Raw genomic sequence first — 16,492 nt, 5'->3', positions numbered from 1 at the left:
AGGGCGCGGCGAAGCGTTTGGTCTATGCGGCGAAGGGATGGAACTTACGGAAAAGTGCGTAATTCGATATGGTTAAGGGAATAAACCTAGATTACCATAATTCTTGCGGTCAGCGGTTGCGCGCGGCTCCGTGGCACGCGATGTTGCAGGGGTCATGCAACGAAACGAAGACCGCGCCGCTGCGGCGGTGCCCGTTACGGCAGTGTTGGGCCCGACCAACACCGGCAAGACCCATCTCGCGGTCGAGCGGATGTGTGGCCATTCGAGCGGCATGATCGGCTTTCCGCTGCGGCTGCTGGCGCGCGAAGTCTATGACCGCGTCGTCAAGCTGAAGGGCGAGAATCGCGTCGCGCTGATCACCGGCGAAGAGAAGATCGTGCCCAAGGACGCGCGCTGGTTCCTGTGCACCGCCGAATCGATGCCGCTCGACAAGGATCTCGCCTTCGTCGCGCTCGACGAGGCGCAACTGGGCGCGGACCCAGAGCGCGGCCATGTCTTCACCGACCGCATTTTACGCGCACGGGGTCGGGAGGAGACGATGCTGCTCGGCTCCGAAGCGCTGCGGCCGATGCTCAAGGCGCTGGTGCCAAAGGTCGAGATCATCAACCGCCCGCGCTTTTCGACGCTGACCTATGCCGGGGCCAAGAAAATCAGCCGCTTGCCCAAGCGCTCGGCGATCGTCGCGTTCAGCGCCGAGGAAGTCTATGCCGTGGCCGAGATGCTGCGGCGCTTACGCGGCGGTGCGGCGGTGGTGATGGGCGCGCTTAGCCCGCGCACGCGCAATGCGCAGGTCGCGATGTTTCAGGCGGGCGAAGTCGACTATCTGGTCGCCACCGATGCGATCGGCATGGGGCTCAACATGGACGTGGCGCATGTCGCCTTTGCCAGCCTCAACAAGTTCGATGGCCACCGCCAGCGTCGCCTGCGCATCGCCGAAATGGCGCAAATCGCCGGGCGCGCGGGGCGGCATCAGCGCGACGGCACCTTCGGCGCGCTGGTCGAGGAAGGGCCGGGGGCGTTCGCGCCGGAAGAGGTGCTGGCGATCGAGGAACATCGCTTCCCGCCGCTCGAACAACTCTATTGGCGGCAAGGCGAGCCCGATTATTCGAGCGTCGATGCGCTGATCGAAAGCCTGGAACAGCGCCCGCAGCATCCGGCCTTGTGGGCGGCCCCGCAATCGGTCGATCTCGCGGTGCTCAAGCGCATGGCCGAGGAGCCGGGGGTGCGCGCCCGCGCGCGGCATCCGGCGATGGTCGCGCGGTTATGGGCGGCGTGCGGCGTACCCGATTTCCGCAAATTGGGGGTCGATCCGCATACCCGTTTCGTCGCGCGGCTGTGGGGCTATCTCAGCGAAGGCAAGGGCCATGTCCCGCACGAATGGTTTGCCGCCGAAATCGCCCGGCTCGACCATGTCGCGGGCGATGTCGAGACGCTGGCCGGGCGAATCGCGGCGGCGCGCAGCTGGTCTTACATCGCCAACCGGGCCGATTGGTTGGCCGACCCGGCGCATTGGTCGGCACGGGCGAGCGCGGTCGAGGAACGCCTGTCCGATGCGCTGCACGCCAGTCTCACGCAGCGCTTCGTCGACAAGCGCACCACTTTGCTGATGCGCCAGATCGGCACCGATCCGCGCGCGCTGCCGGTGACGATCGGGCCTGAGGGCGAAGTGCTGGTCGAGGATCATGCGATCGGGCGGCTCGACGGCTTTCGCTTCACCGTCGCCGCCGATGCGCGCGCCGCCGACAAGCGCCTGCTGCTCGCCGCCGCCGAGCGCCGCCTCGGCGACGAGCGCACGCGGCGGGGGCTGGCGCTGGCCGATGCGACCGATGCCGATCTGATGGTGGTGATGGACGCAGGCGCGGTGCCGACGCTGCTGTGGCGCGCTTTGCCGGTGGCGACGCTCGGCCCCGGTGCATCGCTGATGCGCCCGCGCGTGGTCCTTGACCGAGCGCTCGAATGTCTGACGGTCGAGCTGCGCGGGCGTATCGCGACGCGGCTCGGCGATTGGTTGTCGGGGCAGCTTCGGCGCGCGCTGCCGGGGCTGGCGCTGCTCGATTCGGTGCAGCGCGATCCTGCCGCCAGCCCCGCCTCTCGCGCGGTTGCAGCGGCGCTGGTCGCGGGTGGCGGGATGGTGGCGCGCGCCGATATCGCGGTGTCGCTCGATGGTCTGGACGGTGTCGCGCGCAAGGCCTTTCGCGGGGCCGGGGTGACGATCGGCGCGCTCGACGTGTTCGATGCGCGTGTGCTGAAGCCCGCCCCGGCGCGCTGGCGGCGCGTGTTGCGTGCGGCGCGCGCCGGTGCCGCAGTGGAAGCGGGGCCGCGCGACGGCGCGAGCGTGCTGGAGCGCGGGGCCCCTGGCGCAACGCTCGATCACGGCTATCGCCCGGTCGCAGCACAGGCGGTGCGGATCGATCTGGTCGAGCGGATCGCGCGCGCCGCGCATGACGCGCGCGGGGCGTCGGGTCGCAAGCCGTTCGCGCTTGATTCCGCGCTCGCTTTGTCGATGGGGCTGACACGCCCGACGCTTGAGCGGCTGATGGCCGGGTTCGGGTTCCGCCCGGCCCCGGGGTCCGATACGGCGGCCTTGTGGACCTGGCGCGGTCTGCCGACGGTGCGCGCCACGCCGCCGCCGCGCGACACCGCCATGGCCGGGGCGTTTGCCGCTTTGGCGGATCTGGCGGTGTAACCGCTTGGCGGCGACGCAGGGCATGATGCGGATCGACCGCTTCTTGTGGTTCGCGCGGATCGCCAAGACGCGCGGCCTGGCACAGGCGATGGCGGCAAGCGGGCATGTTCGGCTCGATGGCCGCGCGATCGACAAGCCCGCCGCGCCGGTGCGCATTGGCTGTGTCATTGCGTTCGTCACCCCTGGCGGACGCGTTCGCGCGTTGCGCGTCGAGGCGCTGCCGCTGCGCCGTGGTCCGGCGGACGAAGCCCGCGCTTGCTATGTCGACCTGCTCGAAAATGCGCCTTCCATGCGCGCAGGCGTTGACGGCGGAAGCGCTCGGGCATAGCAGCAACCGGTTCGTTGCTCCGGGAGTGTTTCAATGACCTACGTCGTCACCGATGCCTGCATCAAGTGCAAGTACATGGATTGCGTCGAGGTGTGCCCGGTCGATTGCTTCTATGAGGGCGAGAACATGCTCGTCATCAACCCCAGCGAATGTATCGATTGCGGCGTGTGCGAGCCCGAATGCCCGGCCGAAGCGATCCTGCCCGACACCGAAAAGGACGTCGAGACCTGGCTGGAGCTGAACGCGACCTTCTCCGCGCAATGGCCCAACGTCACGCGCAAGGCCGACCAGACCCCCGCCGATGCCGATGAGCATAAGGGCGAGGCGGACAAGTACGACAAATATTTCTCGGCCGAGCCCGGCGCGGGCGACTGATCCGTCCCAAAATGGGTAGCAGGATAGGCAACCCGCCACGCCTTTGAGCGTTAACGCCGCGCATGGAGCGACGTTTGGCTGGTAATTTTATTACGACTCTGTTAAAAGGATCGTACGGAAGCGCCGTCGCGCGCAAATCCGGCACGGAGACGTATACACTCAAAACCCTGCATGCGCCCCGTCAGCCTTGCTGCTGCGGACGCGCTGCCCCGGGAACCCCGGTCCACAGAAAGGTCTTACGGAATGGCTGCCAAGGCGCTGTCCTTCGACGTCGGCGATTATGTCGTTTACCCCAAGCACGGCGTTGGCCGTGTGATCGAGCTGCAACGGCAGGAAATCGCCGGGATGCAACTCGAGCTCTATGTGCTGCGCTTCGAAAAAGAACGCATGACGTTGCGCGTTCCCACCAACAAGGCCGAAAGCGTGGGCATGCGCAAGCTGTCCAGCGACAAGACGCTGCGGGAAGCCCTCGAAACCTTGACCGGCAAGCCCCGCGTCAAGCGCACGATGTGGTCGCGTCGCGCCCAGGAATATGAGGCCAAGATCAATTCGGGCGACCTGGTGTCGATTGCCGAAGTGGTCCGCGATCTGTTCCGCGCCGACGACCAGCCTGAGCAAAGCTATTCGGAGCGGCAGATCTTCGAAGGCGCGACCAGCCGTCTCGCCCGCGAACTCGCCGCGATGGAGCAGGTCGACGAGCCGACCGCACAGGAAAAGATCCTCGAAATCCTGCGCAAGGCCGCCGCGATCCACAATAAGGACAAGGCCCCGGCCTGATCCGCCCCGGCCTGATTCGCATTGGCGACGGAATCTCGAAAGAGGGCGGCTGGCGACAGCCGCCCTTTTTTGTTGCGCAGCCGATCCAGGGGTGTATTGTTGCGACAACACACAGGAGACCCTCATGCGCGCCATCCTCTTGCTCCCCGCTTTGCTGTTGACTGCCGCCCCATTGGCGGCCTGCTCGGTTGATGGAGACGATGGCGGCCCCGGCGTACCCGCCACGGGCACCGGTACTGCGCGGACCTTCGCGGTCGCCGGTTTCACGGGGGTCGCGCTGCGTGGATCGGATGATGTCGATGTGCGCGTCGGCCCAGCTTTCTCGGTCCGCGCCGAGGGCCCGAGCGCCGAACTCGACAAGCTCAAGATCGAACGTGTCGGGGACACGCTCCGGGTCGGGCGCAAGCACAATAGCGGCTTCAGTTGGGGTGGCCAGCATCAGAGCGTCAAGGTGTTCGTGACGATGCCGCGCATCGCCGCCGCGCAAATCGCGGGATCGGGCAATCTGGCGATCGACCGCGTGGCGGGTGGCGATTTTGCTGGCGACAGCGCAGGGTCGGGCACGCTCAGCATCGCGCAACTGACGGTGCCGCACGCGAAGCTGTCGATCGCCGGGTCGGGCGATATCGCCGCGAAGGGCGCGGTCGATCGCTTGACGGTCGACGTCGCGGGATCGGGCAATGTCGCGGCTGGCGGGCTGAAAGCGCGCAGCGCCAGCGTATCGGTGGCGGGATCGGGCGATGTTCGCGCCGAGGTGGTTGGCAGCGCGTCGGTCTCGGTGGTCGGGTCGGGCGATGTCGATCTTGGCCGCAGTGCCAAATGCAGCACCACCAAGATTGGCTCGGGCGAGGTGCATTGCGGCGGCTGATCGCGCTTGCATGGGGCGGCACGAGCGGGGATGCTCGGCGGCGATGAACCGTCTCGCGCTTGTCTTGCCGCTGCTTGCCGTCGCTGCCCCGCTTGAGGCGGCGGACCGCACGGCCTTTGTCACCCAATTCGATCGGGTCCGTGTGGACGGCCCGTTCGAGGTGCATTTGGCGACGCGCGCCGGGCCGGGCGCACGGATCACCGGCGCGCCCGACGCGGTCGATGTCCATGTCGAGGCGGGCACGCTGATCGTCCGCGCCGGGCCCCGGAGCGCGGCGGGTGGCGGTGCGGTCGTCTATCTGCGCACCACCGATCTGCGCGGCGCGACCGTGATTGGGGGCGGCAAGCTCGACATCACCGGCCCGCTGCGCGCGCAACGCGTCGACGTACAACTCACGGGTGGTGGCACGATCGTTGCGCCGGCGATCGAAGCCGAACAGGTCAACGTGACGCTGATCGGCGCGGGCACGCTGACGCTGGGTGGGCGCGGCGCGCAAGTGCGGATCATCTCAAGTGGCGCAGGCGCGATCGATGCGACCGCGCTGCACGCCGACCAGATCGTCATCCGCAATGGCGGGGCGGGTCCGATCACGGCCAGCGCGCGCTATTTCGCCGATGTGGTGACCACGGGGCTGGGCGCGGTGACGGTGCTGGGCAGCCCCAAGTGCAAGGCCAAGGCGGCGGGCGGCGCGATTAGCTGTGGTGGCGCGGCGGTGGCGCAATAGCGGGGCGGGCTTCTCAAGCCCCTACAGCAATCCCAAGGCCGACAATTTCCCCAGCAGCGCCGCCGGAATCGCATCGCCCGCCACCACGCCTGCGCCAAGGTCGGCGGGGGCGTCGGTCGCCTCAAGGTAGCGCCAGCCCTGGTGCGCGCGTTTGGGGCGACCTTCGGTCAGTACCAGTTCGGGGTCGATATGGATCGCGACACGCCCGCCCTCCGCCTCGCCAAAGCCCAGGATCGGGGAGCGCGCGACGAGCGTGTGCTTGATGATCCAGAACAGCGAACCGCCTGCATCGGCGCTCGCCCCGGCGATTTCCTCATGCCGTTTGGGTAGGTAGCGCGTGGTGAGGAAGACCGGACCTTCGGTGCCCCGCTGGCGCAAACGTTCGGCGAGATGGTCGAGGCTGGTCGCGCCGAACGCGACCTTGGTTAAATGCAGCGGCATCTGCGCCAAATGGGGCGGCGTGCGCTAACCGCCAAGCCCGAACAGCGTGGCGAGCCCGAGGAACGAGAAAAACCCCATCACATCGGTCATCATCGTCACGAACACCGCCGACGACACCGCCGGATCGATGTCGAGCCGGTCGAGCGTCACCGGGATCAGGACGCCCGACAGCCCCGCGATCAGATTGTTGATGACCATCGCCATCGCAATCACGATCGCCAGATTGGCGTTGCCGAAGATCAGCAGGGTGCCGATCCCGATCAGCGCGCCCAGCATTGCGCCATTGGCGGCGGCGATGCGGAATTCGCGGTAGATCATGCGGCCGGTGTTGGAGCTGGTCAGCTGGTTGGTCGCGATCGCGCGCACCATCACCGCCAGCGTCTGCGTGCCGGCATTGCCGCCCATGCCCGACACGATCGGCATCAGCACCGCGAGCAAGGCGAAGCGCCCGATCTCGCCTTGGAACAGCCCCACCACCGATGCCGCCAGCATCGCCGTGCCGAGATTGACCACCAGCCAGGTGATGCGCGTGCGCACGGTCAAATGGATCGGTTCGTTAATGTCGCCGTCGCCCGCGCCGGACAGGCGCAGAATGTCCTCGCCGGCTTCTTCTGAAATGATGTGGACCACGTCGTCGACGGTGATCATGCCGACCAGCCGCCCGGCGGGGTCGACCACGGCAGCGGAGATCAGCGCATATTTCTGGAAGCGTAAGGCGACCTCTTCCTGGTCCATGTCGACCGGGATCAACGTCTGTTCGCGCTGCATCACATCGCTGATGGCGATGCCGTGCGGGGTGCGCAGGATCCACGACAAAGCGACGGTGCCGACGGGCTTGTGCGCGGGATCGACCACGAAGATTTCCCAGAAATCGGTGGTCAGCTCCTCATGCCCGCGCAGATAGTCCATCACGTCGCCGACCGACCAATGTTCGGGCACCGCGATCAGCTCGCGCTGCATCAAGCGACCGGCCGATTCCTCCGGGTAGCGCAGCGCCTCCTCGATCGCGGCGCGGTCGTCGGGGTCGAGCGCGCGGAGCACTTCGCGCTGGTCGGCGGGCTCCATGTCCTCGATGATCGCGACCGCGTCGTCGGTATCGAGCTCGGAGGCGATGTCGGCGACTTGCGTGGCGGACAGCGCGTCGATCAAATCCTCGCGGACATAATCGTTCATCTCGGCGAACACGTCGCCGTCGAGCAGGTTTTCGAGCGCGGTGGCGAGCGCGGCGCGCAGTTCGTGCGGGGTCAGCTCGAACAGATCGGCAATGTCGGCGGGGTGGAGCGGCTCGACCAGCGCGCGCGCGGCCTCGGCGTCGCCATCCTCGACCGCATCGAGCACCGAGCGGACGAATTCGGGCTTGAGCCGGTCGTCCTCGTCGAGCTGCGCGGTATCGACGTCGGTTTCGGGCAGGTCGGTCTCGCTCATGTCAGACCTCCTCAGCCACGCGACCATGGCGGTGTAGCCTCGCCCCGCCGCAAAGCCAAGCGAACGCGACCCCCGCCTCTGGGGCGGTTGCGCATTTGCCAGCCGTGCCCGGCATCGCTACGGCGGACCATTACGGATAATAGCAGGAGAGCCTCCGTGGCCGAACTTCCCGAAACCCTTACCCTGACGCTCGACACCGGAAATGGCGAAGGCGGCGATGTCGTGATCAAGTTGCGCGGCGATCTCGCCCCCAACCATGTCGCGCGGATTGCCGAGCTGGCCAATGACGGCTTTTACGACGGCGTCGTGTTCCACCGCGTCATCCCCGGCTTCATGGCGCAGGGTGGCGATCCCACCGGCACCGGCATGCACGGGTCGGACAAGCCCAATCTCGCCGCCGAATTCTCGAAGGAGCCGCATGTCCGCGGTGTCGCGTCGATGGCGCGCGCGCAGAGCCCGAACTCGGCCAACAGCCAGTTCTTCATCTGCTTCGACGATGCGCGTTTCCTCGACGGCCAATATACCGTGTGGGGCGAAGTGACCTCGGGCATGGAATATGTCGACGCGCTCCCCAAGGGCGAGCCGCCGCGCGAGCCCGGCAAGATCGTGAAGGCGCGCGCCGAGTAACGATCTCCCTCTCCCCGCTTGCGGGGAGAGGGTGGCCGAGCGCGGCGAGGTCGGGAGAGGGGCAGTATCAGGGGCTGTCGCCCATGATGGCCTCTCTCCCCGACCCTCTCCCCCAGTGGGGAGAGGGAAATTTACACGCTCGGATCGGCGATGGTGTCGATCAGCCAGTCGTGAAACAGTTTGACCGGCCGCTGCGTCAGCGCGCGCGGTCGGCAGGCGAACCAATAGCTGTACGGGCTTTCCACCGGAATATCGAACAGCCGCACCAGCCGGTCGTCATGCGCATCCTCGAAATGGCTGGCGTGCATGAAGGCGATGCCAAGCCCTTGCGCAGCCGCCTCCAGCATCAACGCTCCCGAATCGAAATGGTCGATCGCGAGTGGTTCCAGGTCGGTCAGTCCCGCTGCCGCGCGCCAGGCGCTGAACGTATCGGGCATGTCGCGATGGACCAGCGCGGTCAGGCCAGCAAGCTGTTCCGGGCGGACGATCGGGTCCGCGCCTTCGCGCAGCTGCTTCGCGCCGATGACATAGACCTGATTGCGATCCAGCCGCCGCGCATAAAGCGTCGGGTCGATCTCGCGCGCAAGCGCGATCACCGCGTCCAGTCCTTCGCCCAGTCGTGCAAGGCCGTGCTGCGCGGTATCGACGTCAAGATGCAGTTCGGGGTGCTTGGCGCGCAGCTCGGGCAAGCGCGGAAACAGCCGTTGCGACGCGTAAAGCGGCAAGATGCCAAGCCGCAGGCGCAGCACATCGGTATTGCTGGTCATGATTTCGACCGCGTCCGACAATTGGTCGAGCGCCGGCGCGATCTGCTGCAGCAGGCGGTCGCCGTCGGCGTTCAGCACCACCGCCTGATGGCGTCGTTCGAACAGCGGGCGTCCGATGAAGCGCTCCAGCGCCTGGATGCGGCGGCTGAGCGCGGGCGGCGACAAAGCGAGTTCCTGCGATGCAGCCTTGATCGACCCCGTCCGTGCGACCTGCACGAACGCCTCGATTGCGGTCAATGGCGGCAATCTCCGCATGATGGAATGGCCTCTTCCCTTATGGTTGCGCTATCTTGTGCAGCGCACCAAAATACCGTTCGCTCGAAAGCTATCATTTCTCGACTGCAAAAGAAAAGCACCGATTGCAGAAAGCGCAATCGCAATCGGTTCTTTCGCACTTGCAACATGGAACGCCGCACGGCACATAGGGGGTGCCTTTCAGGCATCCTCTCCTAAAACTTTCAAGGCCGATCCTTCACAGGGTCGGCCCTTTTTTTGTTTTATCAACGCCTTCCGTAACGACTTCGCCCGCGCTCTCGCATTTGTGGAACCACGTTCCTATCTCGCGCGCTCAACACCTGGCCGACTGCCCTGCGCAGCGACGGGTTTAAGCGAGGAACAGATCTATGGCGGACGTCGAGACGCCGATTCGGAAATTGCAGGTCGCTAACGCCCGTCCCGAGGATAGCGGGCGCGGGCTCGCCCACGTGCCCCGCGCGCTGCTGGCCGCGCTCGGTCTTGGCGAGGGCGATGTTATCGAGATCGTTGGCAAATCCTCCACCCCCGCGCGCGCGGTCGCGCCGTATGCCGAGGACGAAGGGCTTGAGATCATCCGCATCGATGGGCTTCAGCGCGCCAATGCGGGAGTCGGGTCGGGCGATTTCGTCGAAATCCGCCGTGTCGAATCGAAGGCGGCGACGCGGGTGGTGTTTGCCCCGGCGCAGCAGAATCTGCGTTTGCAGGGCTCGTCCAACGCGTTGAAGCGCACCTTCCTGGGCCGCCCGCTGACGCAGGGCGACGTCGTCGCAACCGCAGGGCAGCAGCGCGTCGACAACATGCCCCCCGGTGTGCAGAATATGCTGCGCGCGCCGGCTTATGCGCTCCAGGAAATCCGCCTCGCGGTGATCTCCACCGTGCCCAAGGGCGTGGTGCATGTGGACGAAAATACTGAAATTGAACTTCGCCCCGAATATGAGGAGCCGAAGGAAGCGCGCCGCGCCGACGTTACCTATGACGATATTGGCGGCATGGGCCCGACGATCGATCAGTTGCGCGAAATGGTCGAATTGCCGCTGCGCTACCCCGAATTGTTCCAGCGTCTTGGCGTCGATCCGCCCAAGGGCGTGTTGCTGCACGGGCCGCCCGGCACCGGCAAGACGCGGCTTGCGCGCGCCGTTGCCAACGAATCCGCCGCCGAGTTTTTCCTGATCAACGGGCCCGAGATCATGGGCTCCGCGTACGGCGAATCCGAGGGCAAGTTGCGTCAGGTGTTCGAGGAAGCGGCCAAGGCGGCACCCTCGATCGTGTTCATCGACGAGATCGATTCGATCGCGCCCAAGCGCGGGCAAGTGTCGGGTGAGGCCGAGAAGCGGCTGGTCGCGCAATTGCTGACGCTGATGGACGGGCTGGAAGCGCGCGCCAATGTCGTGGTGATCGCGGCGACCAATCGCCCCGAAGCGATCGATGAGGCGCTTCGGCGTCCGGGTCGGTTCGACCGGGAAATCGTCGTCGGCGTGCCGGATGAGCGCGGTCGTCGCGAGATTCTCGGCATCCACACACGTGGTATGCCGCTTGGCGACAAGGTCGATCTGGATGAGCTGGCGCGCACCACCTATGGCTTTGTCGGGGCCGATCTTGCCGCACTCGCGCGCGAGGCGGCGATCGAGGCGGTGCGCAAGCTGATGCCGCGGCTCAACCTGTCGGAGGGCACGATCCCGCCCGAGATCCTCGACACGCTCGCCGTGACCCGCGAGGATTTCGTCGATGCGCTGAAGCGCGTGCAGCCCTCGGCGATGCGCGAAGTGATGGTCGAGGCACCGCGCGTCCGCTGGGACGATGTCGGTGGTCTCGATTCAGCGCAGATGCGCTTGAAGGAAGGTGTCGAACTCCCGCTGAAGGACCCCGATGCGTTCCGGCGGCTGGGCATTCGCCCGGCCAAGGGCTTCCTGCTTTACGGTCCGCCCGGCACCGGCAAGACCTTGTTGGCCAAAGCGGTCGCGCGCGAGGCGCAGGCGAACTTCATCGCCACGCGCTCGTCCGATCTGCTCAGCAAATGGTATGGCGAGAGCGAACAGCAAATCGCCAAATTGTTCGCGCGCGCGCGGCAGGTGGCACCGTGCGTGATCTTCATCGATGAGCTTGATTCGCTCGTGCCTGCGCGCGGCGGCGGGCTGGGTGAGCCGCAAGTGACCGAACGCGTCGTCAACACCATCCTCGCCGAGATGGATGGGCTGGAGGAATTGCAGTCGGTCGTGGTGATCGGCGCGACCAACCGGCCCAATCTGATCGACCCGGCCTTGCTTCGGCCGGGCCGCTTCGACGAACTGATCTATGTCGGCGTGCCCAGCCTCGACGGGCGCGCGCGCATCCTGGCGATCCAGACCGCCAAGATGCCGATCGCCGAGGACGTCAATCTCGACGAACTCGCGCGACGGACCGATCGCTTCACCGGAGCCGATCTCGAGGATCTCGTGCGGCGCGCGGGGCTGACCGCTTTGCGCGAATCGCTGGCCGTCACGCAGGTGACGATGGCGCATTTCGAGATCGCGCTCGGCGAATCGCGCGCCTCGGTCACGCCCGAGCTCGAACGCGAATATGAATCGATGAGCACGCGGCTGAAGCAGGATGCGGCGTCGCTGCAGCCAATCGGCTTCGTTTCACCGGGGCAATTGCGCCCCCGCGAGGGAGATCGCTGACGGTTCGCGCAAGGTGAGGCGGGCATAGAGGAACAGCAGCAGCATTGCGGCACCCGCTGTCAGATAGGGCAGCGGGTGCCATGCTTCATACAGCCCCACCCCGATCGACGGCCCCAGCACGAACGCCGCACCGTTGATCGAGGTGACCTTCCCCGCCACCGCCCCTTGCGCGTTGTGACCGACCGCGAGCGACGCGCCTGCCGTAAACGCGGGACGCGTAAAGCCGAAGCCGACGCTGGCCAGCGCATAGGCGCAGGCGATGCTGTAGAGCGACGTCGCAAGCCCGGTCAGCACGCAGCCGAGCGTCGCGATCAGCAGCCCTGTCAGCATCATCGCGCGCGGTCGCAGATCGAGATTGGGGATGATCCCCCATTGCACCAGCAGCGCCGCGCCCGCGCCCATCATGAGCACGATACCGGTCGGTTGCAGCGCGAGCGCCGGGGCGAGATGCAAGCGGTCGATCACGAGGAAACCGATCGCCTGCCCCGTCATCGCCTGGCCGTGGCCCATGATCAGACCGGCGATCATCCAGCCGCGAATGCGCGGGTCGGCATAGCCCACTTGCTCGCTATGCGGCTCGGTCGCCGCCATGATGCTCGCACCCGAACTTTGCCCGCCGATCGAAGGATAGGCATTGGCCGCGCCATGCGTCCCCGCCTGCGGGATCAGGTCGTTGGGCAGCATCTGCCGCACCGCGATCCACACGCTGAGCCCGAACAGCGCGAACAGGAAGGCCGGGCCCGCCAGCCCGATCTCGACCCCGCCGAGCGACCCGAGGATCAGGTAGGGGGCAATGGCGGGGCCAAGGATGGTCCCAAGGCCAAAGGCCGATCCCAACAGCGTCAGGGCTTTGGTGCGTTGCGCGCGCGAGGTATTGCCTGCGACCAACGCCTGGACGGCGGGCGGTGCCGCTGCGCCGAAGGTGCCGTAGATCAGCCGCCCGACGATGAAGCACAGGAACGCCGCCGTCCCGCCGATCCAGCCATTGATCCCGGCGGTGAGAAACACGCCGCATACGCTCAGCGACACGGCAAAACCACCGACGCCGAGCAGGATCATCGCGCGCCGTCCGTGCCGGTCCGACCGCTTCGCCCAGAACGGCGCCGCCAGCACCCACAGCAGTGCCGATACCGAAAATGCCGCCGCCACCGCGCTGTCGGGCACGCGCAGCGACCGGCCAAGCGCGGGCAGCACCGATTGCAGCGCGGTGTTGCCCGCCGCGATCGTCAGCATGACGGTGAACAGCAACGCGAAATCGCGATCGATCCGCGCTTGCCGCTTCACCGCTCGCGCCCGAAATTGAGCCGCTTGGTGACGTTATAGTCGAGCACGGTCATCACGAAAAAGGCAGCGGCCTGCTTGGTGCGAGTCCACCAGCCGGTGGTGGCGCGATAATGTTCGGCGGTGATCCGCTCGGATTCACCCACCTCGTTATCGACATAGGCGCGGACATGCGCGGCAAAGGCCGGGTCATCGATCCGCAGCATCATTTCCAGGTTCAGGAACAGGCTGCGAATATCGTAATTGGCCGAGCCGATATAGACGACGTCGTCGATCAGGAAGAGCTTGGTGTGCAGCTTGGTCGGCTGATATTCGTAGATCTGCACGCGCTTGCGCAGCAGCCCGGCATAAGTGAAGCGCGACGCCCAAATCGCGGCACCGTGATCGTTTTTGGACGCCAGCACGATCCGCACCCGGCCGCGCAGCCCGGCCGCGTCGAGCCGCCGCAGCATCCCCGGACTCGGCGCGAAATAGGCGGAGATCAGATCGACGCGCTGGGCGGCTTCGAGATCGCGCTTCACCGCGCGCGCCCAGGGAGACAGCCTGCGGGTCGGGCCGCCGAACAGCCAGCGCACGCTGCCATCTGGCTCGCTCCACGTCTTCAGCGCACGGCGCAGTGCGCGCAACGGAGGCTTGGGCCGCTTGGCCCAGCGCGCCAGCGCATCGAAATAACCGGTGATGCGCTGCGCGGCGGGCCCTTCGACCAGCAAACCGAGGTCGCGCCATGCCTGCTCGGCGGGTGTCCCGAAATAGCTGTCCTCGACGTTAAAGCCGCCGATAATGGCGCGCGCTTGATCGGATTCGCCATCGGCCAGCGCCAATTTCTGGTGATTGCGCAATAGATAGCGCCTGCCCCAGCGCGGCACGAAGCGACAGACCTCGACGCCGGCTTCGCGTAGCGGTTCGAAAAAGTGATGGCTCTCGGCGACTTCGCTGCCCAGGCCGTCGACCACCAGCGATACCTTCACCCCGCGCGCCGCCGCCCGGATCATCGCGCCGCGCACCTTGGCCCCGGCCGCGTCATCGACATAGATGTAGTAGAGGATGCGCAGCGTGTGTTTGGCACCGTCGATCAGCGCGATCAGCGTGTCGAGGCGTCGCGGACCCGTATCGAGCATGGTCAGGCGGTTGCCAGCGACCGTGAAGGTCGGTTGTTCGCGCGGGCTCTCCATCCGCCTGCTCTGGCGGGGCCGCTGGCGGGATGCAACCCGCTTTCCTTGACTCCCGCGCACTTCCAGCCTAAATCGCCGCCTTTCCGACTATCGTCGTACAAGCAAGGAAGCCGTTCATGGCGCGCGTCACTGTCGAAGATTGCGTCGACAAGATTCCCAACCGCTTCGATCTCGTCCTGTTCGCCGCCCAGCGCGCGCGGCAGATTTCGGGTGGTGCTGAATTGCTGCTAGATCGCGATCGCGACAAGAACCCGGTCGTCGCGCTGCGCGAGATCGCCGAGGAGCTGGTGCAGCCCGCGCATCTGCAGGAATCGGTCGTCTCCGGTCTGCAGCGCGTCCAGATGGACGATGACGATGTTGCCGATGCGGTCGGTTCGCTGGCGGCTTCAGCCGAAGCGCTGCGCCTCACCGCAGCGGCTCCCCCGCGCAACCAGAATCTCGGCGCGGACTACGAAGGCTGAGTATGACGCCCGCGCCTGACGCTTTGCGTTAGACGCGGGTCACCCAAGTGGCGGACGGCGGTAGCGCGGGGCGTGTTCCCGCGTTTGCCGTCCGACGGCGTGGTTTGCCACACCGTATTTACGTCTCCCAGATCACGCCTCGTCTGGTTCCGTCGCGGCCTTGGCGCGACCCTTGAAACCCTGCGCCACCACATACCATTCGCTCGACGCCTTGCGGCTGGCGGCGGGCTTGGCGTGTTTCACCGTCGCGAAATTGCGCTTCATCTCCGCCACCAGGGCGGTGTCAGCACCACCTGCGAAGACCTTGCCGACAAAGGCACCGCCGGGCTCCAGCACGTCAATGGCAAAGGCCAAAGCCGCCTCGACCAAGCCCATCGTGCGCAAGGCATCGGTCTGGGGATGGCCGACGGTATTGGCCGCCATGTCCGACAGCACAAGGTCGGGCGCGCCATCGAGCGCCGCCATCAGTCGCTCGGGCGCGACATCGGCCATGAAATCGAGCTGAAATATCGTGACGCCGTCGATCGGGTCGACCGGGAGCAAATCGATCCCGACGATCGCCGCCTTGGGCACCAGCCGTCGCACCACTTGCGACCAGCCACCCGGCGCGATGCCAAGATCGACCACGCGGCGCTTGCCCTTCAGGAAGGCGAAGCGTTCGTCCAGCTCGCTCAATTTATAGGCCGCGCGGCTGCGAAAGCCGTCGGCCTTGGCGCGCTTCACATACGGGTCGTTCAATTGCCGCTCGAGCCAGCGCGTCGATTGCGCGGTGCGCTTGCGTGCCGTCTTCACGCGGACCCTCAGGCCGCCACCATCCCGGCTCATGCACCATTTCCCATCAAGCGTCGAAGAATGCCCTCGCGAATGCCGCGATCGGCGATGCCGAGCCGTTCGGCCGGCCACAAGTCCAGAATGGTTTCCAGAATGGCGCAACCAGCGACGACCAGATCGGCGCGTTCCGACCCGATACAGGGCAATTGCGCGCGCTGGCGCAAGTCCATTTCCGCAAGCTCGGTACTGATGCGCCGCATGGCGCTGGCGGGGACGATCAAACCGTCCACTTGCGCCCGGTCGTAATGCGACAGGCCGAGATGCACGCTTGCCAGCGTGGTGACGGTTCCCGATGTGCCGAGCAGGCGCGGCACCGCGATGCCGCGTGGCAGCCGCGCCGCAAAGGGGGCCATGCTTTCGGTAACCAGCGCGCGCATGCGGGCATAAGCGGCCGCGCGGCCCTCCGGCCCGTCGCCATGGCCGGCGCTTTCGGTCAACGAGACCACGCCCCATGGCGCGCTGTGCCAGTCCAGCACCTTCGGGTCGGGGCCGCGGGTGTCGACCAGAACCAGTTCGGTCGATCCGCCGCCAATGTCGAAAATGAGCGCAGGGTCTTCGCCCGGCTCGATCAGCGCATGGCACCCGAGCACCGCGAGCCGCGCCTCCTCCTCGGCGGTGATAACGTCGAGCAAAATCCCGGTTTCGGCATAAGCGCGAGCGATGAACTCGGCTCCGTTGCTGGCGCGGCGACAGGCCTCGGTGGCCACCGCGCGCGACAGGGTGACGTTGCGGCGTTTCAATTTGTCCGCGCAGATTTTCAGCGCGGCGATGGTGCGTTCGATCGCAGCGTCGCTCAAGCGTCCCGAACTTGCCAGGC

The 16,492-nt window shown here is 66.3% G+C and carries 16 protein-coding genes; 9 read left to right on the top strand and 7 right to left on the bottom strand.

Going from position 1 to position 16,492, the window contains the following annotated elements:
* The first annotated feature begins 154 nt into the window (after window positions 1–154).
* The 6 genes from EJC47_RS13965 to EJC47_RS13940 all read left to right on the top strand — a co-directional run bounded on the left by EJC47_RS13965 (window position 155) and on the right by EJC47_RS13940 (window position 5,758).
* Window positions 155–2,686 carry a helicase-related protein gene (locus EJC47_RS13965; protein ID WP_126848556.1) on the top strand — a complete coding sequence of 844 codons (2,532 nt, stop codon included), beginning with the start codon at window positions 155–157 and terminating at the stop codon, window positions 2,684–2,686.
* A 25-nt stretch (window positions 2,687–2,711) separates the two neighbouring features.
* The gene (locus tag EJC47_RS13960; RefSeq protein WP_033967383.1) at window positions 2,712–3,014 is read left to right on the top strand and encodes an RNA-binding S4 domain-containing protein; all 303 of its coding nucleotides are present in this window, start codon (window positions 2,712–2,714) and stop codon (window positions 3,012–3,014) included.
* 33 nt (window positions 3,015–3,047) lie between these two features.
* Window positions 3,048–3,389 carry a ferredoxin FdxA gene (gene fdxA, locus EJC47_RS13955; RefSeq protein WP_033967381.1) on the top strand — a complete coding sequence of 114 codons (342 nt, stop codon included), beginning with the start codon at window positions 3,048–3,050 and terminating at the stop codon, window positions 3,387–3,389.
* Between the two features lie 243 nt (window positions 3,390–3,632).
* Complete coding sequence (locus EJC47_RS13950; RefSeq protein WP_010161421.1) at window positions 3,633–4,166, top strand: CarD family transcriptional regulator; 534 nt, start codon at window positions 3,633–3,635, stop codon at window positions 4,164–4,166.
* Between the two features lie 124 nt (window positions 4,167–4,290).
* Entirely contained in the window at window positions 4,291–5,034 is a 744-nt protein-coding gene (locus EJC47_RS13945) for a head GIN domain-containing protein (RefSeq protein WP_312845346.1), read from the top strand.
* 43 nt (window positions 5,035–5,077) lie between these two features.
* Window positions 5,078–5,758, top strand: coding sequence for a GIN domain-containing protein (locus tag EJC47_RS13940; protein ID WP_126848554.1), 681 nt, complete (start codon window positions 5,078–5,080; stop codon window positions 5,756–5,758).
* A gap of 21 nt (window positions 5,759–5,779) precedes the next feature.
* On the opposite strand, the gene EJC47_RS13935 is transcribed toward EJC47_RS13940, so the two are convergent.
* Together EJC47_RS13935 and mgtE are read right to left on the bottom strand one after the other, a co-directional pair.
* Window positions 5,780–6,199, bottom strand: a complete 420-nt coding sequence (locus EJC47_RS13935) for a DUF1489 family protein (RefSeq protein ID WP_126848552.1) — start codon at window positions 6,197–6,199, stop codon at window positions 5,780–5,782.
* A gap of 24 nt (window positions 6,200–6,223) precedes the next feature.
* On the bottom strand, window positions 6,224–7,624 hold the full coding sequence (mgtE, locus tag EJC47_RS13930; RefSeq protein ID WP_126848550.1) for a magnesium transporter: 1,401 nt from the start codon (window positions 7,622–7,624) through the stop codon (window positions 6,224–6,226).
* Between the two features lie 156 nt (window positions 7,625–7,780).
* On the opposite strand from mgtE, the gene EJC47_RS13925 reads away from it, so the two are divergent.
* Complete coding sequence (locus tag EJC47_RS13925; RefSeq protein ID WP_033967243.1) at window positions 7,781–8,251, top strand: peptidylprolyl isomerase; 471 nt, start codon at window positions 7,781–7,783, stop codon at window positions 8,249–8,251.
* A gap of 131 nt (window positions 8,252–8,382) precedes the next feature.
* On the opposite strand, the gene EJC47_RS13920 is transcribed toward EJC47_RS13925, so the two are convergent.
* On the bottom strand, window positions 8,383–9,273 hold the full coding sequence (locus tag EJC47_RS13920) for a LysR substrate-binding domain-containing protein (RefSeq protein WP_033966504.1): 891 nt from the start codon (window positions 9,271–9,273) through the stop codon (window positions 8,383–8,385).
* A 368-nt stretch (window positions 9,274–9,641) separates the two neighbouring features.
* Between EJC47_RS13920 and EJC47_RS13915 the strand changes: the two genes are divergently transcribed.
* Entirely contained in the window at window positions 9,642–11,930 is a 2,289-nt protein-coding gene (locus EJC47_RS13915; protein WP_033966505.1) for a CDC48 family AAA ATPase, read from the top strand.
* Here the strand turns inward: EJC47_RS13915 and EJC47_RS13910 are convergent.
* A complete protein-coding gene (locus EJC47_RS13910) occupies window positions 11,892–13,214 on the bottom strand; it encodes an MFS transporter (protein ID WP_126848548.1) in 1,323 nt (440 codons plus the stop codon). The genes EJC47_RS13915 and EJC47_RS13910 overlap by 39 nt on opposite strands.
* Window positions 13,211–14,383 (bottom strand): phospholipase D-like domain-containing protein, encoded by a 1,173-nt coding sequence (locus tag EJC47_RS13905; RefSeq protein ID WP_126848546.1) that lies wholly within the window; start codon window positions 14,381–14,383, stop codon window positions 13,211–13,213. Before EJC47_RS13905 ends, EJC47_RS13910 begins: the two co-directional genes overlap by 4 nt.
* A 116-nt stretch (window positions 14,384–14,499) precedes the next feature.
* On the opposite strand from EJC47_RS13905, the gene rpoZ reads away from it, so the two are divergent.
* Window positions 14,500–14,844 (top strand): DNA-directed RNA polymerase subunit omega, encoded by a 345-nt coding sequence (gene rpoZ, locus EJC47_RS13900; protein WP_033964671.1) that lies wholly within the window; start codon window positions 14,500–14,502, stop codon window positions 14,842–14,844.
* Between the two features lie 132 nt (window positions 14,845–14,976).
* On the opposite strand, the gene EJC47_RS13895 is transcribed toward rpoZ, so the two are convergent.
* Both EJC47_RS13895 and EJC47_RS13890 read right to left on the bottom strand, forming a co-directional pair.
* Window positions 14,977–15,669 (bottom strand): RlmE family RNA methyltransferase, encoded by a 693-nt coding sequence (locus EJC47_RS13895; protein WP_033964670.1) that lies wholly within the window; start codon window positions 15,667–15,669, stop codon window positions 14,977–14,979.
* A partial coding sequence (locus EJC47_RS13890; protein WP_148110552.1) for a Ppx/GppA phosphatase family protein occupies window positions 15,666–16,492 on the bottom strand: 827 nt, incomplete at its 5' end. The genes EJC47_RS13890 and EJC47_RS13895, both read right to left, overlap by 4 nt.

It is taken from the genome of Sphingomonas sp. TF3 (assembly GCF_003985085.1).
Lineage (GTDB): Bacteria > Pseudomonadota > Alphaproteobacteria > Sphingomonadales > Sphingomonadaceae > Sphingomonas.
This window is presented reverse-complemented; position numbering and strand designations above follow the sequence as displayed.